The organism is Pseudocitrobacter sp. 2023LY-00077 (assembly GCF_055796175.1).
Genome location: NZ_JBSPEI010000005.1, coordinates 150,180 through 175,398 on the forward strand (window position 1 = coordinate 150,180; position 25,219 = coordinate 175,398).

At 53.6% G+C, this 25,219-nt stretch carries 25 protein-coding genes and 1 pseudogene; 11 read left to right on the plus strand and 15 right to left on the minus strand.

Annotated elements, in window-relative coordinates:
- Positions 1-31 precede the first annotated feature (31 nt).
- The 6 genes and pseudogenes from tdcD (at position 32) to ACWWFX_RS08705 (ending at position 8,385) form a co-directional block, all read left to right on the plus strand.
- A complete protein-coding gene (tdcD, locus tag ACWWFX_RS08680) occupies positions 32-1,240 on the plus strand; it encodes a propionate kinase (protein ID WP_473223594.1) in 1,209 nt (402 codons plus the stop codon).
- Positions 1,241-1,273: 33 nt separating this feature from the next.
- A complete protein-coding gene (pflB, locus tag ACWWFX_RS08685) occupies positions 1,274-3,568 on the plus strand; it encodes a formate C-acetyltransferase (protein ID WP_473223595.1) in 2,295 nt (764 codons plus the stop codon).
- Positions 3,569-3,582: 14 nt separating this feature from the next.
- The gene (locus ACWWFX_RS08690) at positions 3,583-3,978 is read left to right on the plus strand and encodes an enamine/imine deaminase (RefSeq protein WP_015962903.1); all 396 of its coding nucleotides are present in this window, start codon (positions 3,583-3,585) and stop codon (positions 3,976-3,978) included.
- Between the two features lie 67 nt (positions 3,979-4,045).
- Positions 4,046-5,410, plus strand: a pseudogene (gene tdcG / locus ACWWFX_RS08695) (L-serine ammonia-lyase).
- Between the two features lie 306 nt (positions 5,411-5,716).
- A complete protein-coding gene (locus tag ACWWFX_RS08700; protein WP_473223596.1) occupies positions 5,717-7,048 on the plus strand; it encodes an SLC5/6 family protein in 1,332 nt (443 codons plus the stop codon).
- Positions 7,049-7,071: 23 nt separating this feature from the next.
- A complete protein-coding gene (locus ACWWFX_RS08705; protein WP_473223597.1) occupies positions 7,072-8,385 on the plus strand; it encodes an L-cysteine desulfidase family protein in 1,314 nt (437 codons plus the stop codon).
- 31 nt (positions 8,386-8,416) lie between these two features.
- Here the strand turns inward: ACWWFX_RS08705 and ACWWFX_RS08710 are convergent, their stop codons facing one another.
- Both ACWWFX_RS08710 and ACWWFX_RS08715 read right to left on the minus strand, forming a co-directional pair.
- Complete coding sequence (locus tag ACWWFX_RS08710) at positions 8,417-8,578, minus strand: hypothetical protein (protein WP_456146537.1); 162 nt, start codon at positions 8,576-8,578, stop codon at positions 8,417-8,419.
- A gap of 25 nt (positions 8,579-8,603) precedes the next feature.
- The gene (locus ACWWFX_RS08715) at positions 8,604-9,305 is read right to left on the minus strand and encodes a pirin family protein (protein ID WP_276220849.1); all 702 of its coding nucleotides are present in this window, start codon (positions 9,303-9,305) and stop codon (positions 8,604-8,606) included.
- Positions 9,306-9,410: 105 nt separating this feature from the next.
- Here ACWWFX_RS08715 and ACWWFX_RS08720 point away from each other — a divergent pair, with 105 nt between their 5' ends.
- Entirely contained in the window at positions 9,411-10,307 is an 897-nt protein-coding gene (locus tag ACWWFX_RS08720; RefSeq protein ID WP_149463942.1) for a LysR family transcriptional regulator, read from the plus strand.
- A gap of 79 nt (positions 10,308-10,386) precedes the next feature.
- On the opposite strand, the gene ACWWFX_RS08725 is transcribed toward ACWWFX_RS08720, so the two are convergent.
- The 3 genes from ACWWFX_RS08725 to ACWWFX_RS08735 all read right to left on the minus strand — a co-directional run bounded on the left by ACWWFX_RS08725 (position 10,387) and on the right by ACWWFX_RS08735 (position 12,324).
- On the minus strand, positions 10,387-10,752 hold the full coding sequence (locus ACWWFX_RS08725) for a DUF805 domain-containing protein (RefSeq protein WP_108475028.1): 366 nt from the start codon (positions 10,750-10,752) through the stop codon (positions 10,387-10,389).
- 127 nt (positions 10,753-10,879) lie between these two features.
- Positions 10,880-11,866 carry a glutathione S-transferase family protein gene (locus ACWWFX_RS08730; protein ID WP_276220846.1) on the minus strand — a complete coding sequence of 329 codons (987 nt, stop codon included), beginning with the start codon at positions 11,864-11,866 and terminating at the stop codon, positions 10,880-10,882.
- Between the two features lie 65 nt (positions 11,867-11,931).
- Entirely contained in the window at positions 11,932-12,324 is a 393-nt protein-coding gene (locus ACWWFX_RS08735) for a DoxX family protein (protein ID WP_276220844.1), read from the minus strand.
- 273 nt (positions 12,325-12,597) lie between these two features.
- Between ACWWFX_RS08735 and ACWWFX_RS08740 the strand changes: the two genes are divergently transcribed.
- On the plus strand, positions 12,598-13,566 hold the full coding sequence (locus tag ACWWFX_RS08740; RefSeq protein WP_276220842.1) for an Rpn family recombination-promoting nuclease/putative transposase: 969 nt from the start codon (positions 12,598-12,600) through the stop codon (positions 13,564-13,566).
- 38 nt (positions 13,567-13,604) lie between these two features.
- On the opposite strand, the gene ACWWFX_RS08745 is transcribed toward ACWWFX_RS08740, so the two are convergent.
- From ACWWFX_RS08745 to exuT, 8 genes are all read right to left on the minus strand, one after another.
- Positions 13,605-13,886, minus strand: coding sequence for a YqjK-like family protein (locus ACWWFX_RS08745; protein ID WP_015962912.1), 282 nt, complete (start codon positions 13,884-13,886; stop codon positions 13,605-13,607).
- Positions 13,879-14,277, minus strand: coding sequence for a phage holin family protein (locus ACWWFX_RS08750; protein WP_015962913.1), 399 nt, complete (start codon positions 14,275-14,277; stop codon positions 13,879-13,881). The genes ACWWFX_RS08745 and ACWWFX_RS08750 overlap by 8 nt, the downstream gene beginning before the upstream one ends.
- A gap of 2 nt (positions 14,278-14,279) precedes the next feature.
- Complete coding sequence (locus tag ACWWFX_RS08755) at positions 14,280-14,585, minus strand: ElaB/YgaM/YqjD family protein (RefSeq protein ID WP_015962914.1); 306 nt, start codon at positions 14,583-14,585, stop codon at positions 14,280-14,282.
- Between the two features lie 29 nt (positions 14,586-14,614).
- Positions 14,615-14,983 carry a DUF1090 domain-containing protein gene (locus tag ACWWFX_RS08760; RefSeq protein ID WP_015962915.1) on the minus strand — a complete coding sequence of 123 codons (369 nt, stop codon included), beginning with the start codon at positions 14,981-14,983 and terminating at the stop codon, positions 14,615-14,617.
- 134 nt (positions 14,984-15,117) lie between these two features.
- A complete protein-coding gene (gene mzrA, locus ACWWFX_RS08765) occupies positions 15,118-15,501 on the minus strand; it encodes an EnvZ/OmpR regulon moderator MzrA (protein ID WP_276220837.1) in 384 nt (127 codons plus the stop codon).
- Positions 15,501-16,166, minus strand: a complete 666-nt coding sequence (gene yqjA, locus ACWWFX_RS08770) for a DedA family general envelope maintenance protein YqjA (protein ID WP_276220835.1) — start codon at positions 16,164-16,166, stop codon at positions 15,501-15,503. The genes mzrA and yqjA overlap by 1 nt, the downstream gene beginning before the upstream one ends.
- 317 nt (positions 16,167-16,483) lie before the next feature.
- Positions 16,484-17,260, minus strand: coding sequence for a transcriptional regulator ExuR (exuR, locus tag ACWWFX_RS08775; protein ID WP_015962918.1), 777 nt, complete (start codon positions 17,258-17,260; stop codon positions 16,484-16,486).
- 126 nt (positions 17,261-17,386) lie between these two features.
- Positions 17,387-18,682, minus strand: a complete 1,296-nt coding sequence (gene exuT / locus ACWWFX_RS08780; protein ID WP_473223598.1) for a hexuronate transporter ExuT — start codon at positions 18,680-18,682, stop codon at positions 17,387-17,389.
- A 460-nt stretch (positions 18,683-19,142) separates the two neighbouring features.
- Between exuT and uxaC the strand changes: the two genes are divergently transcribed.
- The 3 genes from uxaC (at position 19,143) to ACWWFX_RS08795 (ending at position 22,691) form a co-directional block, all read left to right on the plus strand.
- Positions 19,143-20,555 carry a glucuronate isomerase gene (gene uxaC / locus ACWWFX_RS08785; RefSeq protein WP_473223599.1) on the plus strand — a complete coding sequence of 471 codons (1,413 nt, stop codon included), beginning with the start codon at positions 19,143-19,145 and terminating at the stop codon, positions 20,553-20,555.
- Positions 20,556-20,569: 14 nt separating this feature from the next.
- Positions 20,570-22,057 carry a UxaA family hydrolase gene (locus tag ACWWFX_RS08790; RefSeq protein WP_276220828.1) on the plus strand — a complete coding sequence of 496 codons (1,488 nt, stop codon included), beginning with the start codon at positions 20,570-20,572 and terminating at the stop codon, positions 22,055-22,057.
- Between the two features lie 82 nt (positions 22,058-22,139).
- Positions 22,140-22,691 carry a YgjV family protein gene (locus tag ACWWFX_RS08795; RefSeq protein ID WP_276220826.1) on the plus strand — a complete coding sequence of 184 codons (552 nt, stop codon included), beginning with the start codon at positions 22,140-22,142 and terminating at the stop codon, positions 22,689-22,691.
- Positions 22,692-22,709: 18 nt separating this feature from the next.
- Here ACWWFX_RS08795 and sstT read toward each other — a convergent pair whose 3' ends face one another.
- Positions 22,710-23,954 carry a serine/threonine transporter SstT gene (gene sstT / locus ACWWFX_RS08800; protein ID WP_473223600.1) on the minus strand — a complete coding sequence of 415 codons (1,245 nt, stop codon included), beginning with the start codon at positions 23,952-23,954 and terminating at the stop codon, positions 22,710-22,712.
- A gap of 214 nt (positions 23,955-24,168) precedes the next feature.
- The gene (locus ACWWFX_RS08805; protein ID WP_231826169.1) at positions 24,169-25,137 is read right to left on the minus strand and encodes a TerC family protein; all 969 of its coding nucleotides are present in this window, start codon (positions 25,135-25,137) and stop codon (positions 24,169-24,171) included.
- Positions 25,138-25,219: the final 82 nt, after the last annotated feature.

Consider the following 25,219-nt stretch of genomic DNA (forward strand, 5'->3'; position numbering starts at 1 on the left):
TTAACATGCTCAGGATGAGCGGAGTCGTAATATGAATGAGTTCCCGGTTGTATTGGTTATTAATAGCGGTTCATCGTCTATTAAATTTTCAGTACTGGATGTTGATACCTGTGATGTATTACTGGCGGGTATCGCGGAGGGTATTAATACTGAGCAGGCGGGTTTAACGGTCAACGGCGGCGATATTTCGCCGCTGTCCCAACCCACTTATGAAGCGGCATTAAGCGCTATCTCATTTGAACTTGAAAAACGCGATTTAATGGACAGTGTAGCCTTAATTGGCCACCGCATCGCCCATGGCGGCGATATCTTTACCCAGTCTGTTTTAATTACTGACGCAGTGATTGACAGTATCCGTAAAGTTTCGCCGTTGGCGCCGTTGCATAACTACGCCAACCTCAGTGGGATTGAGTCCGCCCGCCAGCTTTTCCCGGGCGTACAGCAGGTCGCCGTGTTTGACACCAGCTTCCATCAGACGCTGCCGCCAGAGGCGTATCTCTATGGTTTACCGTGGAAATATACTGAAGAGCTGGGCGTTCGTCGCTACGGTTTCCACGGCACTTCTCATCGTTATGTCGCAAAACAGGCGTATGGCCTGCTGGGGTTACAGGAAGCCGATTCCGGGCTGGTGATTGCGCACCTGGGCAACGGGGCATCTATTTGCGCGGTACACAACGGGCAGAGTGTGGATACGTCGATGGGCATGACGCCGCTGGAAGGCCTGATGATGGGCACCCGCAGCGGTGACGTCGATTTTGGCGCGATGGCGTGGATTGCCAGCCAGACCAACCAGACGATGAGCGACCTTGAGCGCATCGTCAATAAAGAGTCTGGCCTGCTGGGTATTTCCGGATTGTCATCAGACCTGCGCACCCTGGAAAAAGCGTGGCACGAAGGGCATGAGCGCGCGCAGCTGGCGATCAAAACCTTTGTCCATCGCATTGCGCGCCATATTGCCGGACACGCGGCATCCCTGACCCGGCTGGACGGTATTATTTTCACCGGCGGTATCGGTGAGAATTCGGTACTTATCCGCCAAATGGTGATGGAGCATTTACGCGTACTGGGTGTGGCAATAAGTCGCGAAATGAATAACCAACCTAATTCCTGCGGCGAACGTATTATTTCTGACGAACGTTCCAGTGTCGTCTGCGCCGTTATTCCGACCAATGAAGAAAAAATGATTGCGCTGGACGCTATCCGTTTAGGAAATATTAATACGGTAGCGGAATACGCCTGAGTTAATCGCTTTTAAAATTGAGAGAAGAGTTTCATGAAGGTAAATATCGATCTTAACGATATGCATTTTGCCGATGCATGGCGCGGTTTTAAGGGTAGCGAATGGCAGGACGAAATTAACGTTCGCGAATTTATTCAGCAGAACTACACGCCGTATGAAGGCGATGAGTCTTTCCTTGCGGAAGCGACATCGGCGACGACCGCATTGTGGGAAAAAGTGATGGAAGGCATTCGTACCGAGAATGCCACTCACGCCCCGGTCGATTTTGACACCAATATCGCGACTACCATTACCGTGCATGATGCGGGTTATATCGAAAAAGATCTGGAAAAAATAGTCGGCCTGCAAACGGATAAACCGCTGAAACGCGCGCTGCATCCGTTCGGCGGCATCAATATGATCAAAAGCTCTTTCGAGGCCTATGGCCGCGAAATGGATGCCGATTTCGAGTACCAGTTCACGTCACTGCGTAAAACCCATAACCAGGGTGTATTTGATGCCTACTCGCCGGATATGCTGCGCTGCCGCAAATCGGGCGTGCTGACCGGTCTGCCGGATGGCTACGGGCGTGGGCGCATTATCGGCGATTACCGCCGCGTGGCGCTGTACGGCATCCGTTATCTGGTGCGCGAACGCGAGCTGCAATTCGCGGACTTACAGAACAAACTGGAGTGGGGCGAAAGCCTGGAAGCCACCATTCGCCTGCGTGAAGAGCTGGCCGAACATCGCCGCGCGCTGCTGCAAATGCAGGAGATGGCAGCGAAGTACGGTTGCGATATCTCGCGCCCGGCGCGTAATGCTCAGGAGGCGGTGCAGTGGCTCTATTTCGCCTACCTGGCGGCGGTGAAATCGCAGAACGGTGGCGCGATGTCGCTGGGCCGCACGGCCACCTTCCTCGATATTTATATTGAGCGTGATATGCAGGCGGGTGAGCTAACGGAACAGCAGGCGCAGGAGCTGATCGACCACTTCATTATGAAGATCCGCATGGTGCGCTTCCTGCGAACCCCGGAATTTGACACGCTCTTCTCCGGCGACCCGATTTGGGCGACGGAAGTGATCGGCGGGATGGGGCTGGATGGCCGCACGCTGGTAAGCAAAAACTCATTCCGTTACCTGCATACCCTGCACACGATGGGTCCGGCACCGGAGCCTAACCTGACCATTCTGTGGTCGGAAGCGCTGCCGAAAGCGTTCAAGCAGTATGCGGCGCAGGTCTCTATCGTCACCTCATCGCTGCAATATGAAAACGATGACCTGATGCGCGCAGACTTTGACAGCGATGACTATGCCATCGCCTGCTGCGTCAGCCCGATGGTTATCGGCAAACAGATGCAGTTCTTCGGTGCGCGCGCCAACCTCGCTAAAACGCTGCTGTACGCCATTAACGGTGGGGTGGACGAGAAGCTGAAAATCCAGGTCGGGCCGAAAACCGCGCCGTTGATGGATGACGTGCTGGATTACGACACCGTGATGGAAAGCCTCGACCACTTTATGGACTGGCTGGCGGTGCAGTACATCAGCGCGCTGAACGTCATTCACTACATGCATGACAAATACAGCTACGAAGCGTCGCTGATGGCGCTGCACGACCGCGATGTCTATCGCACCATGGCCTGCGGTATGGCCGGATTGTCGGTGGCGGCAGATTCCCTGTCGGCTATCAAATATGCCCGCGTAAAACCGATTCGTGATGAAAACGGGCTGGCGGTCGATTTTGAAATCGAAGGCGATTATCCGCAATACGGCAACAATGACGAACGCGTTGACAGTATCGCCTGTGACCTGGTTGAGCGCTTTATGAAGAAAATCAAAGTGCTGCCAACCTACCGTAACGCCGTGCCGACCCAGTCGATTCTGACCATCACCTCGAACGTGGTGTATGGCCAGAAAACCGGGAATACCCCGGACGGTCGCCGCGCAGGTACGCCGTTTGCGCCGGGTGCCAACCCGATGCACGGACGCGATCGCAAAGGTGCGGTTGCCTCGCTGACATCGGTGGCGAAGCTGCCGTTTACCTATGCCAAAGATGGGATTTCCTACACCTTCTCGATTGTTCCGGCAGCGCTCGGCAAAGAGGATGCGGTACGCAAGACCAACCTCGTCGGCCTGCTCGATGGCTATTTCCATCATGAAGCGTCGATAGAAGGCGGCCAGCATCTTAACGTCAACGTGATGAACCGCGACATGCTGCTGGATGCCATCGCGAATCCGGAAAACTACCCGAACTTAACCATTCGCGTCTCTGGCTACGCTGTGCGCTTTAATGCGTTGACGCGTGAGCAGCAACAGGACGTGATTTCCCGAACCTTTACCCAGGCACTTTGAGAACTGGAGAGCGCATGAAAAAGATGATTGAAACCACCCGTGCGCCGGGTGCGATTGGCCCCTACGTACAGGGGATCGATTTAGGAAAAATGATCTTCACCTCCGGGCAGATCCCGGTGAATCCACAAAACGGCGAGATCCCGGCGGATGTGGCGGATCAGGCGCGAATGAGCCTGGAAAACGTCAAAGCCATTATCACGGCGGCGGGCCTTGAGGTGGGGAGTATCGTGAAGACGACGGTATTTATCACTGACCTGAATGATTTTGCGACCATCAACCAGGTTTATCAGCAGTTCTTCGACGATCATCATGCGACCTACCCGACGCGCAGCTGCGTGCAGGTGGCGAGATTACCGAAGGATGTGAAGCTGGAAATTGAAGCGATCGCCGTTCGGGGAGATAGCCTGTAATTCGCTTGTAGCCACACCGGGCTGCTATCCGGTAGCCCGTCTCTGAAGTCGTATCGAGGTCACGGATATGATTAGCACATTCGATATGTTCAAAATCGGCGTTGGGCCATCCAGTTCGCACACGGTTGGGCCGATGAATGCCGGGAAATCCTTTATTGATGAACTCGAGAAGAGTGGGGCGCTGTCACAAATAACCGGTCTGACGGTCGATCTCTATGGTTCGCTGTCGCTCACCGGGAAAGGGCATGCGACCGATGTTGCGGTGATTATGGGGCTGGCCGGCAATCGCCCGGATAGCGTCGATATTGACGCCATTCCGGCATTTATTCGCGCCGTACAGCGCAGCGGGCGCCTACCGGTCGCGCAGGGCGCTGCCGTGGTGCCGTTCTCTGTGAATGATGACGTGGTCTTTCATGACGAGACCCTGCCGCGCCACGAGAATGGCATGCGTTTTACCGCGCGTCACGGCGACCAGATTCTGCTGAGTAAAACTTACTACTCGGTGGGTGGCGGTTTTATTGTCGAAGAGGAAAAGTTTGGCCAGGCGCATGACATCGAACAGCCGGTGCCGTTTCCATTCCGTTCAGCCAGTGAACTGGTAAAACAGTGTACGGATAACGGGTTGTCTATCTCCGGCCTGATGATGCAAAACGAGCTGGCGCTCAGGAGCAGAGAAGAGATCGACACCGGTTTTGCGCGGATCTGGCACGTCATGCGCACCGGGATCGAGCGCGGTATGAATACGGAAGGCGTGTTGCCAGGGCCGATGAATGTGCCGCGTCGCGCGGTGGCGTTACGGCGGATCCTCGTTTCCAGCGACAGCACATCCAGCGATCCGATGAATGTGATCGACTGGATCAACATGTTCGCGCTTGCGGTCAGTGAAGAGAATGCGGCGGGTGGGCGCGTCGTCACCGCGCCCACCAACGGTGCCTGCGGTATCGTCCCGGCGGTGCTGGCCTATTACGACAAATTCCGTCGTACGGTGAACGGTAACTCCGTGGCGCGTTTCTTACTGACCGCTGGGGCGATTGGCGGCCTGTATAAGCAGAACGCTTCAATTTCCGGTGCGGAAGTGGGCTGTCAGGGAGAGGTAGGCGTCGCGGCCTCGATGGCTGCAGCGGGCCTGACGGAGCTGCTTGGCGGCAGCCCGTAGCAAGTGTGCATGGCGGCGGAAATCGCTATGGAGCATAACCTGGGCCTGACCTGCGACCCGGTTGGCGGACAGGTGCAAATTCCCTGTATCGAGCGTAATGCCATCAACGCGGTGAAAGCGGTCAATGCGGCGCGAATGGCCATCCAGCGTACCAGTGAAGCGCGTGTCTCTCTCGATAAAGTGATCGAGACGATGTATGAAACGGGTAAAGATATGAACGATAAGTATCGCGAAACGTCCCGTGGTGGGCTGGCGATAAAAGTGGTGTGCAGTTAACACTCTCCAGTAACGAAGAAGCTCCGCATGCCGGAGCTTTTTTTTATCCTTTTATCCATGAATAAAAATGTGATGTTGTTCAAACATACATTATTGGTAGTATCTTTTTCTTTCTAGCTGGCTTAATGGAGAAAACTTTTGTCAATGTTGCCCTCTATTCATCTTAATATTGTGAAATATTTCTCTCGCTCCACGAGTATGATTCCTTCATATTAATAATAAGCCTGCCAAAAATACGTTGCATATCGCCTTTGTAGCAACGAGATAAATAATAAACATCTTACCTATACACAGAGTGATTACGTTATGGAAACGGCGACAACAAATAGTGTTGCTCGGGAAAGTGCTGTACCTCTTTCTCGGGAAAATATGAGTGAGCAAGCCTGGAGAGAAGCAATCAAGTTCGATAGCACCGATACTGGATGGGTTATTATGAGTATCGGTATGGCAATTGGTGCGGGCATCGTTTTTTTACCCGTGCAGGTTGGGTTAATGGGCCTCTGGGTTTTTTTACTCTCCTCGGTTATTGGTTATCCGGCGATGTACCTTTTTCAGCGACTTTTTATTAATACCCTCGCTGAATCACCAGAATGTAAAGATTATCCCAGCGTGATTAGCGGCTATCTTGGTAAAAACTGGGGGATCCTGTTAGGTGCCCTCTATTTTGTGATGTTAGTCATTTGGATGTTCGTCTATTCAACGGCAATCACCAATGACAGTGCATCTTATCTGCAAACCTTTGGCGTAACGGACGGTTTGCTCTCAGAAAACCCCTTTTATGGGCTGGTACTTATTTGCGTGCTGGTGGCAATCTCCTCTCGTGGAGAGAAGATGCTGTTTAAGATCTCAACCGGGATGGTACTGACAAAGCTTCTGGTCGTCGCTGCGTTGGGGCTTTCAATGATAGGGATGTGGCGTCTTTATAATGTCGGTGCGTTACCGCCGTTAGGCCTGCTGATCAAAAATGCGATCATTACATTGCCTTTTACACTGACGTCCATTCTCTTTATTCAAACACTGAGCCCGATGGTCATTTCCTACCGCTCTCGGGAGAAATCAATAGAAGTCGCACGCTATAAAGCATTGCGGGCAATGAATATTGCATTTGGCATTCTATTTGTAACCGTATTCTTTTATGCCGTCTCCTTTACGCTGGCGATGGGGCATGATGAGGCGGTTAAAGCCTATGAGCAGAATATTTCCGCACTGGCAATTGCTGCGCAGTTTATTAGTGGCGCAGGTGCCGGGTGGGTGAAAATTGTCAGCGTTATCCTGAATATCTTCGCAGTGATGACCGCCTTTTTTGGCGTCTATTTAGGCTTCCGTGAAGCGACTCAGGGTATTGTAATGAACGTACTGCGCCGTCGATTTTCGGCTGAGGCAATCAATGAAAAAACCGTACAGCGTGGGATCATGATATTTGCGGTTCTCCTGGCCTGGAGCGCAATTGTTCTGAATGCACCGGTACTCAGTTTCACTTCGATTTGTAGTCCTATTTTCGGCATGGTTGGATGCTTAATTCCAGCCTGGCTGGTCTATAAAGTTCCTGCGTTGCATAAATATAAGGGGTTATCCCTGTGGATCATTATTGTCACCGGTCTTCTGTTATGTGTTTCTCCATTCCTGGCATTTGCCTGATATCGTTATAAAAGGTTGTTGTTATGTTTGAGAATGAAATAAACCCCAAATGGGATGTATTTCTCGCGGCAGTAAAGCAGGAGGTAAAACCTGCGCTTGGCTGTACTGAGCCAGTCTCACTGGCGCTGGCAGCGGCTGTTGCGGCATCGCATTTACAGGGAAAAATTGAGCGTATTGACGCGTGGGTTTCGCCTAACCTGATGAAAAATGGCATGGGCGTGACCGTTCCGGGAACCGGGATGGTGGGCTTACCTATCGCGGCGGCGCTGGGGGCTCTCGGCGGTAACTCGCAGGCTGGGCTGGAGGTGCTGAAAAACAGCACCGGGGACCACCTTATGGCGGCGAAATCGATGCTGGAAAATGGGCAGGTACGCATCGTATTGCAATCGCCGTGCGAAGATATCCTCTACGCCAGAGCCAGGCTTAGCGCGGGTGAACGCTGGTGTAGCGTGACTATTGTTGGCGAGCACACACGCATCGTCAGCATTGAAACGCAGGATGGCATTATGTTTTCCCTTGCTGAGAACGGTAGCGAAACGCTTCGACCTAATCCTCTGGAAAGTCTGGCATCGGCTACCCTCGCGGAGATTGTCGATTTCGCCGTTCAGGTTCCCTTTGAGGCGATTCGTTTTATTCTCGACGCGGGCCAGATGAACGATGCACTCTCCAGGCTGGGTCTGCAAAGCGAATGGGGATTACACATTGGCCGAACGCTGGAAAAACAGCGGCATCTCGGGTTGTTGGCTGATGATATTTTGACGGCTATTTTAATCCGCACCAGCGCGGCGTCTGATGCCCGAATGGGAGGGGCGTCGCTTCCTGCCATGACCAATTCTGGCTCAGGTAATCAGGGGATTACAGCCACGCTTCCGGTGTTAATTGTCGCTGAACATTTTGCCGCAGATGATGAAAAACTGGCGCGAGCGTTAATGCTGTCGCACCTAAGCGCCATTTACATTCATAACCAACTCCCGCGACTTTCTGCACTCTGCGCGACCACGACAGCAGCGATGGGGGCTGCGGCGGGGATGGCCTTGCTTGCGGGGGGCGATTACGCCGTGATCTCAATGGCTATCGCCAGCATGATAGGAGACGTAAGCGGGATGATTTGCGATGGGGCTTCTAACAGCTGCGCGATGAAGGTCTCTACCAGTGTGTCCTCAGCGTGGAAAGCCGTTCTGTTGGCGTTAGATGGTTCGGCGGTGAGTGGCAACGATGGCATTGTAGGGTGTGACGTCGAGCATTCAATTGCCAATCTCTGCGCACTGGCGCGCCACGCGATGCAGCATACGGACCAGCAAATAATCGAGATTATGTCTCACAAGGCGACCGTTTAAACAAAAATCCCCGGTATCACCGGGGATTTTTTTATGCCGTTTCCTCATCCGACTGACGGGTTTGGGCATCTGCGACAATCGCTTCGAGTTCGCCTAACATCTCTTCATAACCGAAACTTACCGGCGCTGAAATGACGGCCTGGGGTTTTACCTGCTTTTTCGCCTGCGGCTTCTTATGGCTTTTTTTACTCATCTGCTCACTCTTTTCATCCTGAAAATTACACCGGTAAATCTATCAGTAAAGCGCGCAGCGGCGTATCGGCAACCAGCGTTATGTTATCTTCGTCACGAATAAATGCGCCGTCACCGCAGGTGAGCGCTCCTTTTTCCAGCGCCTGCGTCTCTGCATGCACGGTACCGTGGATCGACTGCAGATAAGCGCGCGGACCGTTGAGGTGGAAACTGACTTTCTCACCTTTTTTCAATTCGATATGGTGTATCCACACCTTCTGACGCAATTGCAGGCTGCCGTCTGCGCCGTCTGGCGAAGCCAGAAGTTGTGGTGAAGCATCTGCAATGTCCACTTTCTGAACCAGCGGGTTTTCACGTTCCGGGCAGGCGTCAAGCCAGAGCTGCATCCGGGTGAGCGGTTTATCCTTACTGACATTATGTTCGCTGTAGCTGATGCCCGGCTGGGTCGAAATCAGCAGCGCTTCGCCTGCTTTCGCCTGGACATGATGGCCTTCGCTGTTGCGGTACTCCGCTTCCCCTTCGAGGATAATGTTGAGGATATCCACTTTCGGGTAAGTTCGCGGCTGGAAGGAGGCCCCTGGTGCCAGCACTTCCTGGTTCAGGACACGCAAAGAGGCGTATCCCAGCAGTTTCGGGTCAAAGTAGTGTCCAAAGGAGAAAGTGTAGCGAGCCTGGAGCCAGCCGAAGTCCGCCTGTCCACACTGTTTGGCTGTTCGGGTAGTAATCATAGTTTTTGACCTCTCTTTACACTAAATCAATGGTAAAGGTATGGACGCTGCATTGTTAGCCAGATATTCTGCCCGGTATATTCAAATTTCCTGAATGATAAAACGATGGCTAAAGAGAGAGCATTAACGCTGGAAGCCCTGCGGGTGATGGATGCAATCGACCGTCGCGGCAGCTTTGCCGCTGCGGCTGATGAGCTGGGACGCGTTCCGTCGGCATTAAGCTACACCATGCAAAAACTGGAAGAAGAACTGGATGTTGTGCTGTTCGACCGCTCAGGTCATCGAACAAAATTCACCAATGTCGGGCGTATGTTGCTGGAACGCGGGCGCGTACTGCTGGAAGCGGCGGATAAGCTGACGACGGACGCCGAAGCACTGGCGCGCGGGTGGGAAACGCATCTGACGATTGTCACCGAAGCGCTTATTCCAACGCCTACGCTCTACCCGCTGATCGAGAAGCTGGCGTTGAAAGCCAACACCCAGTTGTCGATTATCACCGAAGTGCTGGCCGGTGCGTGGGAACGCCTGGAGCAAGGGCGTGCGGATATCGTGATTGCGCCGGATATGCATTTCCGCTCGTCATCGGAAATTAACTCCCGCAAACTCTATTCGGTGATGAACGTTTACGTCGCCGCGCCAGATCATCCGATTCATCAGGAGCCGGAACCGCTCTCTGAAGTGACGCGCGTGAAGTACCGCGGCGTGGCGGTGGCGGATACCGCCCGTGAACGCCCGGTGCTGACGGTGCAGTTACTGGATAAACAGCCGCGCCTGACGGTCACGTCGATGGAAGATAAACGCCAGGCGTTATTGGCCGGTTTAGGCGTGGCGACCATGCCGTATCCGCTGGTGGAAAAAGATATCGCCGAGGGGCGTTTGCGGGTAGTGAGCCCGGAATACACCAACGAAGTGGAAATTATCATGGCGTGGCGTCGCGACAGCATGGGCGAAGCGAAGTCGTGGTGTCTGCGGGAAATTCAGAAGCTGCTGGCGGTTAAGTAGTCATTATGTTCAGCGCCTTATCCGGCCTACCGGATTTGCGTAGGCCGGATAAGCGAAGTGCCATCCGGCAATAAATGCACTACGAATTCAACTTCGGATCCGCGCCAAAGCGGTTTTCGCCCGGCGTACCTGACTGGCAGTTGAAGATAATAATCACCAGCCAGCCGATAATCGGGATGATCAGCAGCAACAGCCACCAGGCTGAGCGGTCGGTATCGTGCAGACGTCGGAACTGGACGGCCCACCAGGGCAGGAAAATCAGCACACCATAAATTGTTGTCAGAATGCCTTCACCGCTGGCGCGTTGCCAGCCCAGCATCTTATCGAGAATACCCAGCACCAGCGTAAAGATGACGTTGACCAGAATAAACATCCAGTACTCTTTACGGCGCGCGCGGCCCCCAAAACCGATGTAATTTCGTAGAACTTTGAGATACCAATCCATTTTCTGCCTCAGCTATTCGTTAATCACTTGTTTTCTAAGCGATCGAATTAAGAATAGCCGTGAATGAAACGGTGGTAAATATTGGTGTCACCAATTAATAGGGCATCCCGGAGGATGCCCTGTGTCATTAGCGGAAGCGCTCATCACGCCCGTGTGGCTCGTCGAGATCCTGCCACGGCCCAATGGAAATGATTCCCGTAGGGTTAATGGTTTTATGGCTGCGGAAATAGTGATTGCGGATGTGATCGAAATTCACCGTTTCAGCAATGCCCGGCATCTGATAGATATCGCGCATAAAACCGTGCAGGTTCAGGTAATCGCTGATGCGGTGCTTGTCACACTTAAAGTGCGTCACATAAACCGGATCAAAGCGAATCAGTGTAGTCCACAGACGAATATCGGCTTCAGTAAGCTGATTACCCGTCAGATAACGATGCTGACCGAGGATCTGCTCAAGGCGTTCCAGTGAGGTAAAGACTTTCTCCACCGCGTCGCTGTAGGCGTCCTGGCTGGTGGCAAAACCGGCTTTGTAGACGCCGTTATTTACGGTGTCGTAGATCCAGCCGTTCAGCTCATCAATTTGCGCGCGCAGGGCAACAGGGTAGTAATCGCCTGCTTTCGCGCCCAGACCGTCGAAGGCCGTATTGAACATGCGAATGATTTCGGCAGATTCGTTACTGACGATGGTATGGTTTTTCTTATCCCACAGCACCGGTACGGTAACGCGCCCGGTATAATGCGGATCGGCATGCAGATAGAGTTGATACAGGAATTCATGCTGATACAGCGTATCGCCGGTCGCTGCCGGGAAGCTGTCATCAAAGGTCCAGCCATTTTCCAGCATCAGCGGGTTAACCACGGAAACGGAAATAAACGGCTCCAGGCCTTTCAGTTTACGCAGAATCAGCGTGCGGTGTGCCCACGGACAGGCGAGCGAGACGTACAGGTGATAGCGATCTTTCTCAGCGGCAAATCCGCCGACGCCCGATGGACCTGCTTCGCCATCCGCAGTGAGCCAGTTACGGAATGCCGAGACTGAACGTTGAAATTTACCCCCGGTGGATTTGGTGTCGTACCAGGTGTCATGCCAGACGCCGTCAATCAGTTGTCCCATTTTTTCTCTCCTTCAGATGGCAAAAGCGAGGAGATGTCTCCTCGCTTTGATTCAGTATAGTGCGATTACCATTTTTTATTCAGCACGCGGTCGATGCTGAATGCGCCCGGGCCAGTGATAGCCAGCAGCAGGAAACCGCCCGCGATGGTGAGGTTTTTCATAAACATCAGCGAGTTTACGCCTTCCGCAAAGTTACTGTGGAACAGGAACGCGGTCAGGATGGTGAAGCCCGCGGTAATCAATGCGGTGGTACGGGTCAGGAAACCAAACAGCACTGCCAGACCGCCGCCAAACTCAAGCAGAATAACCAGCGGCAGCATAAAGCCAGGGACGCCCATTGCTTCCATATATTGTTGGGTACCCGCATAACCGGTGATTTTGCCCCAACCTGCGGTAATGAACAGGATTGGCATCAGGATGCGCGCTACCAGTACACCAACATCTTCTAATTTTTTCATCTTATAACTCCAGGAAACCCATCGGGCGAACAATGTCATTTATTGTGCAAATACACGTTGATGCCGTGTGCCTGCTGTCGATGGAAAGAAGAATACCTGCGGCCTGGATCAATTGTTAGCAAGGAAAACTGTCGAATTGCTTCAAAAATTCTGAGTAATGCAATGCAAGATGAATATTTTTGTCGAGGCTGCTCGGGGAGTGGTGAATTGCCTGCTGACGGCGAGGTTTATCGGCAGGATACTCGGCGCAGGACACTTATCGGACAGGATGTCATGACTGAGACAACGACCTCGACACCGCATGATGCTGTTTTTAAAACGTTTATGACCCACCCGGAAACCGCTCGCGACTTTCTGGCAATTCATCTTCCCGCCCCTTTACGTGCGCAGTGCGACCTGTCGACGCTGCAGCTGGAATCGAGCAGCTTTATCGACGAGGAGCTGAAGGAAACGCACTCCGATGTGCTGTGGTCTGTGAATACGGCGCAGGGGAAAGGGTATGTCTATGCGCTGGTTGAGCATCAAAGCACGGCCCAGAAGAACATGACCTTTCGCCTGATGTACTATGCCTTTTCCGCGATGCATCGCCATCTCAAAAACGTCGATAACCAGTTGCCTTTGGTTATCCCGATTCTGTTTTATCATGGCGAACGTAGCCCTTATCCCTATTCCATGCGCTGGTGGGAAGCGTTTAGTCATCCGGCACTGGCGAAACAGCTCTATTTCGAGGCGCTGCCGCTGGTGGATATCACGGTGCTGTCAGACGATGAGATAGCCACGCATCGGCGAATGGCGGTGCTGGAATTTCTGCAAAAGCATATTCGCCGCCGCGATCTTCTCGAGCTCACCGATGCGCTGGCAAGGCTTTTAGCGCCAGGTTACACTACCCAAAGCCAGTTCGATGCGATGATGAGCTATATCGCGCAGGCTGGCCATTCCGCCAGTCTGTTCGTCTTTTTTCGCCGGCTGGCGCGTAAGGTACCTCAACACAAGGAGACGTTGATGACGATTGCGGAGTGGATGGAAAAAGAGCGGGAAAAAGGGATCGATTTTGGCCGTCGGTTAGGGATGAACAAAGGGCGTCGCGAAGGTTTTAGTAAAGGGCTCGATAAGGGTTTTGATAGAGGCGAACGCAACGCCAAACGCCAAATCGCCCAGGCATTATTAGCCACTGGCATCGACGTGGCGATTATCGCCAAAACCACCGGCTTGACAGTTGCCGAGATAGAAGCGCTCGCCTAAAAACAAGGCCCGGCATGGCATACCGGGCCTGTGTCAGATTAACGTAGCGTGTTTTTCACCAGCCGCCAGGCGCTCCAGACGCTGAATCCGCGTCGTGCCCAGCGCACCAGCCTGTTCGGCTGACGCAAACCCCAGACGGCGAATACGCCGCTACCTGCCAGAGCCCAGGTCCGCAGGCTGAGCAGCATCGCCCATTTGCGGTCGTAGACGTGGGTGAGTTCCAGCCAGTCGCGTCGGCCCGCACTTAAGTCCAGCCGCTGTTGCTGAATCTGGCTCAGCAAATACGCCTTACGCGCCTCACGCTCCTTTCGGTTACTCACGATCGTCCTCCAGCAGCGCCCGGTCGTTGGCCAGTTCGTGACGCGTGTGACGCAGCAGGGTTGAGCGTCGCACTTTACGTAACGTCCAAAGGCCACCGATTAACGCCAGCACCAGCAAGGTGACGGTGGTGCCAATCATCACGTTCAGTCGATATTGCGGATCGACCGCCCAGATAATCAGCACCAGCAGGCTCATCAGACCGAAAGCGGCAAACAGCAGGGTTAAGCCAACCAGCAGTAATAGCTGGAAGATGTTGGCTTTCTCTTCTTCCAGCTCGACCACCGCAAGGCGCACCCGCGTCTCAACCATCTGCACCAGTACGGTCACCAGACGTTGGCCGATGCCGAGGATATTTTTCCCCGGGCCTTGTGTGTGTTGATAATCCGCCATTATTAGCGACGCGTCAGCAGCACGCCCAGTACCAGACCGACCGCAGCCCCAATACCCACGCCCGTCCACGGGTTCTCACGCACATAACCGTCGGCACGCGCCGCGGCTTCACGGGTCTGTTTGGCCAGCGCATCGCTGGTTTCGCCCAGGCGATGGCGGCTCTCTTTCAGCGCGCTTTCCGCTTTACTGCGCAGCTTACTTATCTCTTCTTTCGACTTATCAGAGGAGCTATTCAGTACTTCTTCCAGGGTGTCAGCCAGTGATTTCAGTTCCGCGCGCAGGTTATCTGCATTGGTATCTTTAGACATGATGCTCTCCTGTTTGAATGTCCATGTGCTTAGTACTGGCGAGACTCCAGTTCTTTAAGCTCGTGCTGAGATTCCGCGAGTTTGTGCTCGCGTTTAGTAATTTTATCCGCATCGCCTTTTTGCTTTGCTTCATGCAGGTCACGCTGACGTTCGGCGATCTCTTCTTTCTGCTCGGCAATTTTTTTCTGATGATCGGCGCGTAACTTACTGTCGGAACAGTTTGCTTTGACCTCACTCAACGCTTTTTTCAGGCCATTAATGCGGTTTTGATTGTTATGCTTTTCGGCATAGCTGATCTCACGCTGGATGTCCTGTTCTTTCTCCTGACACAGTGTGGTCGCGCTTGCGCCAGCGGTGAGGGAAAGAAGTGCGATGGTCAGTGCGATGCGGTATTTCATGTAAGAAACCTTCCATTGTGTTAAGTACATCAGGAATGTACGGGTTCCAGTAACGGGGGTAATAGATTACGCCCACTTACTTAAGCATAGTTAGAAAAATGGGAAATCACCAAAGCCAGTGATTAGATACAGAATTATCCAAAGCGATGCGGCGTGTCGCGCAACAGCGAAAGCCAGGTGGTGGCATCGCGATCGTCATCCTGCTGGGCGATGATGTACTCATGCGGCAGCGTGCTGTCGAGCACCTTTTTGGCTGCGGCGCTTTGCGCGCTGGACTCAAATTTAATGAGTAGCGCATCGTTTTGCGGCGTAATGCTTTTGAACTGAATGCCGTTAGCATCCAGATGATGCCAGATGGAGAAGCCATCCGGCATGCTGGCGCCCTGATTGAGCGGGCGAATCGCCAGCGTGGATTCTTTCTGCTGTAACGCCGCGCAGAGCCAGAGAATGGCGCAAAACAGCAGCAATGCGCCAAGGCTCAGGGTAAATCGACGTAGCGTGACCTGTTTCAGCCCCATTATGAGCTCCGGTTGCCGTATTTTTTCTTCCACAGAACAACCAGCGACCCCACCAGACCAATCACCAACAGGGCGACCGGCAACAGCATCAGACAGGACATCAGCGCGTCTTCATACTTCAGGAATACCGGCGTTTTGCCAAGCAGGTATCCCAGCGAAGTGAGGATAAGCACCCACAGCAGGCCACTCATCCAGTTAAAGAACTGGAAACGGGCATTGCTCAGGCCGGATATCCCGGCGATGGTTGGCAACAGGGTACGCACGAAGGCGATGAAACGGCCAATCAGCAACGCGGAGAGCCCGTGTTTATGGAACAGGTGGTGCGCGCGCTGGTGATAGTGGGCCGGAAGATGTGAAAGCCAGTTCTGCACAAGGCGCGTATTCCCCAGCCATCGCCCCTGAATATAACTGAGCCAGCAGCCAAGGCTTGCGGCGGTAGTCAGCAGAAGAATGGTTTGTGGGAAACCCAGCGCGCCTTTGGCAATCAGAACGCCAATCAGCACCAGCAGGCTATCGCCTGGCAGGAAGGCGGCAGGTAATAGCCCATTCTCAAGGAACAGGATCATAAACAAGACGAAGTAGAGCATGCCAATCATGGACGGATTCGACAGGGTTTCGAAATCCTGGCTCCATAACGCATTTAATAACTGGGATAATAGTTCCATTCACGATTCCTGGTACAACGATTAACGTAACGCCTGAACGAACTGCGACATTGTTTATATTTTAATCGGTCGCGGTAAACACATCCGTGTTAATGGCGAAGTAAGCAATTGCTAACTCACAGAACGACAAAATGCATCTAATTGTAACAAACACCTGAGTTTTACGTCATAGATTTTGCAGTTTGTTGAGGTTTGATTTTGCGGGTTGCGTGGGTGAGAGGCGAGGGTATTTACAAAGGCTGACACTATATATGTTTTGCTTACCCACATTAAACGTCAGGCCAGTCTGAAGACTGGCCTGGGAAGGGATCGGGCGATTATTTGGTGCCGTTGGCGGCGGTGTCGAGATGCACGACCGGGTTCTCTGCGAAGAGATAGCGGTCGGCATTAAATTCGAAGTCATCGCTGGTTTCGTTAAACAGCATCAGCTTGGTGTTTTCCAGATGCTGCCACATCGCCAGTTTGGCGGCATGCGGGTCTTTGCGGATCAGCGCTTTCAGGATTTGGTCGTGGTCATCACACCAGTTATCGACCGTACGCGCATCAATATGCTCATGCAGTTTTTTCCAGTACGGGTTATGGCTGCGCTGGGTCCACATTTTCTCGACGATGGCGGCAAGGGCGGTATTCTGCGTGGCCAGCGCGACCTGGATGTGGAATTGCAAATCCCATTCGGAGTCGCGGAAACACTTCTCGTTGCGCGCTTTGTCCTGGATCTCCATCAGCTTCATGATGTCCTGCTTGGTCACCTGCGTGGCGGCAAACTCGGCAATATTACTTTCAATGAGCTGGCGGGCCTGGAGCAGCTCAAACGGGCCGTAATTGGCGAATTCCATGGATTCGTCAGGCACCTGCTGATGGCGTGGCGTATTGGAGATAACATGAATGCCGGAACCTTTACGCACTTCAACGTAGCCTTCGACTTCCAGCATGATTATGGCTTCACGAACCACCGTACGGCTAACGCATTTTTCGTCAGCAATAAAGCGCTCGGCAGGCAGCTTGTCGCCCACGAGATAAACGCCTTGCTCAATGCGCTCTTTCAGCTCAGCGGCAAGTTGCTGATATAAACGACGTGCGTCAGTGATTTCCATATTCTCTCCAGGCAGGGTACGGCAGATTAGATTTGTTATACCACTTTTACGAGGATCTAACCATAACGCCGCATGAAAAAAGCCGCCAGAGGAGGCGGCTTTTGCTACATGTTTAACACTCTCAAACTAGCTTTGCGTGGCCGGTTGATGCGTTTCTTGCTCGACCTCTTCGGCCGGTTTGTTTTTCAGTACCGTCCAGATAACCAGCGCACCCAGCAGGTCAAATACCGCCAGTACCGCGAACAGCGGGCTGAAGCCGATGGTATCTGCCAGCGCACCGACGACCAGTGCGAACAGCGTACTTGCCAGCCAGGCGGACATCCCGGTCAGGCCGTTAGCCGTGGCCACTTCGTTACGACCGAATACGTCAGAAGAGAGCGTAATCAGCGCGCCAGACAGCGCCTGGTGAGCAAAGCCACCGATGCACAGCAGGCCGATTGCAACATACGGGCTGGTGAACAGACCAATCATACCAGGGCCAATCATCAGCAGGGCGCCCATGGTGACAACCATTTTACGGGAAACAATCAGGTTCACGCCAAACCAGCGCTGGAACAGCGGCGGCAGGTAACCCCCCACGATACAGCCCAGGTCAGCAAACAGCATTGGCATCCAGGCGAACATGGCGATTTCTTTCAGGTTAAAGCCATACACTTTAAACATGAACAGCGGGATCCAGGCGTTGAAGGTACCCCAGGCTGGTTCTGCCAGGAAACGCGGCAGGGCAATACCCCAGAACTGACGGTTACGCAGGATCTGACCAACGGACATTTTCTTCGCCGTACCGACCTGGTGCTGTGCTTCCTGACCATTAATGATGTAGTCGCGTTCTTCATCAGTCAGTTTTTTCTGATCACGCGGATGTTTGTAGAACACCAGCCAGGCCATCGCCCAGATGAAGCTCAGCACACCGGAGATAATAAATGCCATCTGCCAGCTGTGCATGACGATTGCCCATACCACCAACGGAGGAGCAATCATCGCACCGATTGAAGAGCCGACGTTGAAGTAACCGACCGCGATAGAACGTTCTTTCGCCGGGAACCATTCGGAGCTCGCTTTCAGGCCAGCCGGGATCATCGCAGCTTCTGCCGCACCGACCGCACCACGCGCCAGCGCCAGGCCGCCCCAGCTACCTGCCAGCGCAGTCGCGCCGCAGAACACAGCCCATGCAACGGCGAAGAAGGCGTAACCAATTTTGGTGCCCAGAATATCCAGCACGTACCCGGCAACAGGCTGCATCACCGTATAGGCCGCGGAGTAAGCGGCAATGATATAGGAGTATTGCTGTGTAGAAATGTGCAGCTCTTCCATCAGGGTAGGAGCAGCAGCTGCAACGGTATTACGCGTCAGGTATCCGAGCACGGTGCCCATTGTCACCAGTGCGATCATGTACCAACGTAACCCTTTAATTTTACGCATGTAAACCTCATCGTGTCGTTATTCCGCATCTTCATACGGTCTTCATCCAGTACTACGGGAGGATGTCTCAATCGAGGGGCTTACCGGGAGAACCCGGTACGACCCGAACCTTGCCTTCGTACTTGTGCTTAATTCGGTATCCGTACCGTTAAGTCAGTTGTATCTTTCACCAACAATGCATTCCGTCGGCTTATGTTTGACGGGGTGCACAATAACTTGTCATACAACTTTAAAAGGTGAATGCTGTCACAAAAGAGGTATTTTACGTGTGGGTATAGGTGGTAGGGCTTGAAGCCAGTCGTGGCGCGGCTTGTGTCGCTTTTTTTAGTTTTTTAATGTCATTTTTTGTCAATTTTTATTGATCTAACTCACGAAAAAATCTTCGGCTTGACGAAATTGGTGTGATAACTTTGTCAGCATTACAGATAAACATCTGACCACTCGTGAGAGGAAGACGATAATGACCCCGTTTATGACTGAAGATTTTCTGTTAGATACCGAATTTGCCCGCCGTCTGTACCACGACTACGCAAAAGATCAGCCGATTTTTGACTATCATTGCCACCTGCCGCCGCAGCAGATTGCTGAAAACTACCGTTTCAACAACCTGTATGACATCTGGCTCAAAGGCGATCACTATAAGTGGCGCGCCATGCGTACCAACGGTGTCGCCGAGCGCCTGTGCACCGGCGATGCGTCTGACCGCGAAAAATTTGATGCGTGGGCGGCGACCGTGCCACACACCATCGGCAACCCGTTATACCACTGGACGCACCTCGAACTGCGCCGTCCGTTTGGCATCACCGGCAAGCTGCTTTCCCCGTCTACCGCTGACGAAATCTGGAACGAATGCAACGAACTGCTGGCGCAGGATAAGTTCTCCGCGCGTGGCATCATGCAGCAGATGAACGTGAAAATGGTCGGCACTACCGATGACCCGATCGACACGCTGGAACACCACGCGACCGTAGCCAAAGACAGCACCTTCTCCATCAAAGTGCTGCCGAGCTGGCGCCCGGATAAAGCGTTCAACATTGAGCAGGCCACCTTCAACGACTACATGGCGAAACTGGGTGAAGTGTCTGACACCGATATCCGTCGTTTCACCGACCTGCAAACCGCGCTGACCAAACGTCTCGATCACTTCGCCGCCCACGGCTGTAAAGTGTCCGACCACGCGCTGGACGTGGTGATGTTCGCCGAAGCGAGCGAAGCCGAGCTGGATAGCATCCTGGCGCGTCGTCTGGCGGGTGAAAGCCTGAGCGAGCACGAAGTGGCACAGTTCAAAACCGCGGTACTGGTCTTCCTCGGCGCAGAATATGCCCGTCGCGAATGGGTACAGCAGTACCACATTGGCGCGCTGCGTAATAACAACCAGCGTCAGTTCAAACTGCTGGGCGCGGACGTCGGTTTCGACTCCATCAACGACCGTCCGATGGCGGAAGAGCTCTCTAAACTGCTGAGCAAACAGAACGAACAGAATCTGCTGCCGAAAACCATCCTGTACTGTCTGAACCCGCGCGACAACGAAGTGCTGGGCACCATGATCGGTAACTTCCAGGGCGAAGGGATGCCGGGCAAAATGCAGTTCGGTTCCGGCTGGTGGTTCAACGACCAGAAAGATGGCATGGAACGTCAGATGACTCAGCTCGCACAGCTGGGCCTGCTGAGCCGTTTCGTCGGCATGCTGACCGACAGCCGCAGCTTCCTGTCTTATACCCGTCACGAATACTTCCGTCGCATTCTGTGCCAGATGATTGGCCGCTGGGTTGCTGCGGGCGAAGCGCCGGCGGATATCAACCTGCTGGGCGAGATGGTGAAAAACATTTGCTTTAACAATGCGCGTGACTACTTCGCCATTGAACTGAACTAAGGTCTGGGGTTGATATGCAATACATCAAGATCCATGCGCTGGATAACGTTGCGGTAGCATTAGCGGATTTGGCTGAAGGCACGGAAGTCACGGTCGACAACCAGACGGTAACGCTCCGTCAGGCGGTAGCGCGTGGGCATAAATTCACGTTGTGCCCTATCGCCAAAGGTGAAAACGTCATTAAGTATGGTTTACCGATTGGCCATGCGCTGGTGGATATTGCCGCGGGTGAACATATTCACTCACACAATACGCGTACCAATCTGAGCGATCTGGATACGTATAGCTATCAACCCGAATTCCAGCCTGAAGCGGCGCAACCGGCAGATCGCGATATCAACATTTATCGTCGCGCTAACGGTGACGTTGGGGTGCGTAACGAAATCTGGATCCTGCCGACCGTGGGCTGTGTTAACGGCATCGCGCGTCAGATCCAGACTCGCTTCCTGAAAGAGACCAATAACGCCGAAGGTACCGACGGCGTGCATCTCTTCAGCCACACTTACGGCTGCTCTCAGCTGGGCGACGACCATATTAATACCCGTACCATGCTGCAAAACATGGTGCGTCACCCTAACGCGGGTGCGGTGCTGGTGATTGGTCTTGGCTGTGAAAACAACCAGGTTGATGCCTTCCGCGAAACGCTGGGTGATTTTGATGCCGACCGCGTTCACTTTATGATTTGCCAACACCAGGACGATGAAGTGGAAGCGGGGATTGAGCATCTCCATCAGCTGTACAACGTAATGCGTAACGACAAACGTGTACCGGGCAAGCTGAGCGAGCTGAAGTTTGGCCTCGAGTGCGGCGGTTCCGACGGCCTCTCCGGGATCACCGCCAACCCGATGCTGGGTCGCTTCTCCGACTACGTGATTGCCAACGGCGGCACCACCGTGCTGACCGAAGTGCCGGAAATGTTTGGCGCGGAACAGCTCCTGATGAGCCATTGCCGTGACGAAGCCACGTTTGAGAAACTGGTCACCATGGTCAATGACTTCAAGCAGTACTTCATTGCCCATGATCAGCCTATCTACGAGAATCCATCACCGGGTAACAAAGCCGGTGGCATCACCACGCTGGAAGATAAATCGCTGGGTTGCACGCAAAAAGCGGGCTCCAGCCAGGTGGTGGACGTGCTGCGCTACGGCGAGCGTCTGAAAACGCCGGGTCTGAACCTGTTGAGCGCACCGGGTAACGATGCGGTTGCGACCAGCGCGCTGGCGGGTGCGGGCTGTCACATGGTGCTGTTCAGCACCGGTCGCGGTACGCCTTACGGCGGTTTTGTGCCGACGGTGAAAATCGCCACCAACAGTGAACTGGCGGCGAAGAAAAAACACTGGATCGACTTCGACGCGGGGCAGCTGATTCACGGCAAAGCAATGCCGCAGCTGCTGAACGAGTTCGTTGATGTGATTGTTGATTTTGCCAATGGCAAAGAGACCTGCAACGAACGCAATGATTTCCGCGAGCTGGCGATCTTTAAGAGCGGCGTCACATTGTAATAAAAATGTGATCTGATACGATAAAACGGCGTTTCACTTCCTGAAACGCCGTTTTTTTATGGTGTTCAATAAGGACTTCTCCATGACTGCGTATTGGCTCGCCCAGGGCGTAGGTGTACTCGCGTTTTTAATCGGTATCACCACCTTCATCAATCGCGATGAACGGCGCTTTAAGTTTCAGCTCTCCCTCTACAGTGCGACCATTGGGGTGCATTTCTTCCTGATGGGGGCTATCCCGGCGGGGATGAGCGCCGAACTCAACGTCATCCGTACCATTATTTCGGTATACACCCGGCGCATCTGGGTGATGTTTGTGTTTATCGCGCTGACGCTTACCCTGGGGCTAAGCAAGCTGCATCACGCGATGGAACTGCTGCCGATTGCGGGTACGGTTGCCAGTACGTGGGCGCTGTTTCGTTGCAAAGGGTTATCGGTGCGCTGCGTGATGTGGTGCTCTACCGCCTGCTGGGTTGCCCATAACTTCTGGCTCGGTTCGATTGGCGGCACGATGATTGAAGGGAGCTTTCTGGTGATGAACGGCCTGAATATAATCCGCTTCTGGCGCATGCAGCGGCGCGGTATTGACCCGTTTAACGTTGAGAAGAAAGTACAGAAAGAAAGCCCCTCCGCCTGACGGCGAAGGGGGAAACGATTAGCTGCGCAGGGCGTCTTTCGCCAGTCGCGCATCTTCTGCCTGGCAAACGGCAGCGGTGAACATCACGTCGGTAGAGGAGTTGATCGCGGTTTCGCAGGAGTCCTGCAATACGCCGATGATAAAGCCGACAGCCACCACCTGCATGGCGATTTCGTTCGGAATGCCGAACATATTACAGGCCAGCGGGATCAGCAGCAGTGAACCACCCGCCACACCCGATGCGCCGCAGGCGCACAGCGATGCCACCACACTCAGCAGCAGCGCCGTCGGCAGGTCAACCGGAATGCCCAGCGTATGCACCGCAGCCAGGGTGAGCACGGTAATGGTAATTGCCGCACCCGCCATGTTCACGGTCGCACCCAGCGGAATGGAGACCGAGTAAGTATCGCGATCCAGATTCAGCTTCTCGCAGAGCGACATATTCACCGGAATGTTCGCCGCAGAACTGCGGGTGAAGAAGGCGGTCACGCCGCTTTCACGCAGGCAGGTAAAGACCAGCGGATACGGGTTGCGGCGGATTTGTAGCCATACCAGCAGCGGGTTGATCACCAGCGCCACCACGGCCATACAGCCGACCAGCACCAGCAGAATTTGCGCGTAGCCCCACAGCGCGAAAAAACCGGTGGTGGCGAGGGTAGAAGAGACCAGGCCGAAAATACCCACGGGTGCAAAGCGAATCACCACCTTCACGATAAAAGTGACCGCGTTGGACATATCGTTGACCAGGTTTTTGGTGGTGTCGTTGCTGTGACGCAGAGCGAAGCCCAGGCCCACGGCCCACACCAGAATACCGATGTAATTTGCGTTAATCAGCGCATGAATCGGGTTGGCGACGATACTCATCAGCAACCCGTGCATCACCTGCACAATGCCTGTTGGCGGGGTAATATCCGTCGCCCCAGTCGTGAGTTGCAGTGTGGAGGGGAACATAAAGCTCACCACCACGGCTGTTAATGCCGCAGAGAAGGTCCCCAGTAAATACATCCACAGAATAGGGCGGATATTGGTTTTTTGCCCCTGTTGATGGTTGGCGATTGAGGCCATCACCAGCGTCAGTACCAGCACCGGCGCGACCGCTTTCAGTGCGCCAACAAACAGCGTACCGAGCAGGCCCGTAGCTTCCGCCGCCGGTTTTGAAATTAACGCCAGTGCGATGCCCAGCACCAGACCAATCAATATTTGTTTTACCAGACTTCCCTGCACCAGGCGGCGAAAGAAGCTGGAAGACGGAGATGTCGTCATGAATGTATTCCTTCCAGTGATGTAATGTGCCATCCCGGTTACGAATTATTTGTCTCGTTTATGTCAGGATGTAAAAAAATGTTTGCCTGGTTGAGTATAAGGAAAGTTGGCCGGTGGGGAAGCGTAAAATGCTGGAATTTACGCGGTGCATCATATTTTTTAACTTTAGTTTTACATTGATGCCGGGCAGCGTACTGCTGCCCGGCTAAACGGCTTAGGCCTGCTGGTTCTTTTTATCGTGCTGGTGATTCACCCAGGCGTTGATCACTAACGTCAGCACCAGGATGCCGCCCACCACGCCCAGCGATATCGCAATAGGGATATGGTAGAAATCGACGATCAGCATTTTGATACCGATAAACACCAGGATCACCGCCAGACCGTATTTGAGCATCGAGAAGCGCTCTGCCACGCCCGCCAGCAGGAAGTACATCGCGCGCAGGCCGAGAATGGCGAACAGGTTAGAGGTCAGTACGATAAACGGATCGGTGGTGACCGCGAAGATGGCCGGAATGCTATCGACGGCGAAAATAATGTCGCTGAACTCGACCAGAATCAGCACCAATAACAGCGGCGTCGCGTAGATAACGCCTTTCTGGCGCACAAAGAAGTGCTCGCCCTCTATCTTATCAGTCATGCGCAGATGCCCGCGCAGCCAGCGCACCAGCGGTTTATCGCCAATACCGCTCTCATCTTCTTTCGCCAGCGCCATCTTGATACCGGTAAACAGCAGGAACGCGCCGAACACATACAGCAGCCATTCAAACTGGGTAATCAGCCAGCTTCCGGCGAAGATCATGATTGTACGCAGCACGATCGCGCCTAATACGCCATAAACCAGTACGCGGCGTTGCAGCGCTGCCGGAACCGAGAAGTAGCTGAACAGCATCAACCAGACGAAGACGTTATCGACGGCCAGCGATTTCTCAATCAGATAACCGGTAAGGAAGGCGAGCGCCTGCGGATCGGCCACCGCGCGACCCTGTGTCTCAGCCAGATACCACCAGAAGGCAGCGTTGAACAACAACGAGAGCGTGACCCAGACGATAGACCAGGCCGCAGCCTGTTTCATGGTCATGGCGTTAGCGCCGCGTCGGCCCTGCAACATCAGGTCGATGGCTAACATGATCACGACGACGACAGCGAATCCGCCCCACAGCAACGGTGTGCCGACACTATTCATAGATATTTTCCTTACGCATAAAAAAACGGCTAACGTCGGAAGACGTCAGCCGCTGCTTTTTCTATGCATAGACCTCGCCTTC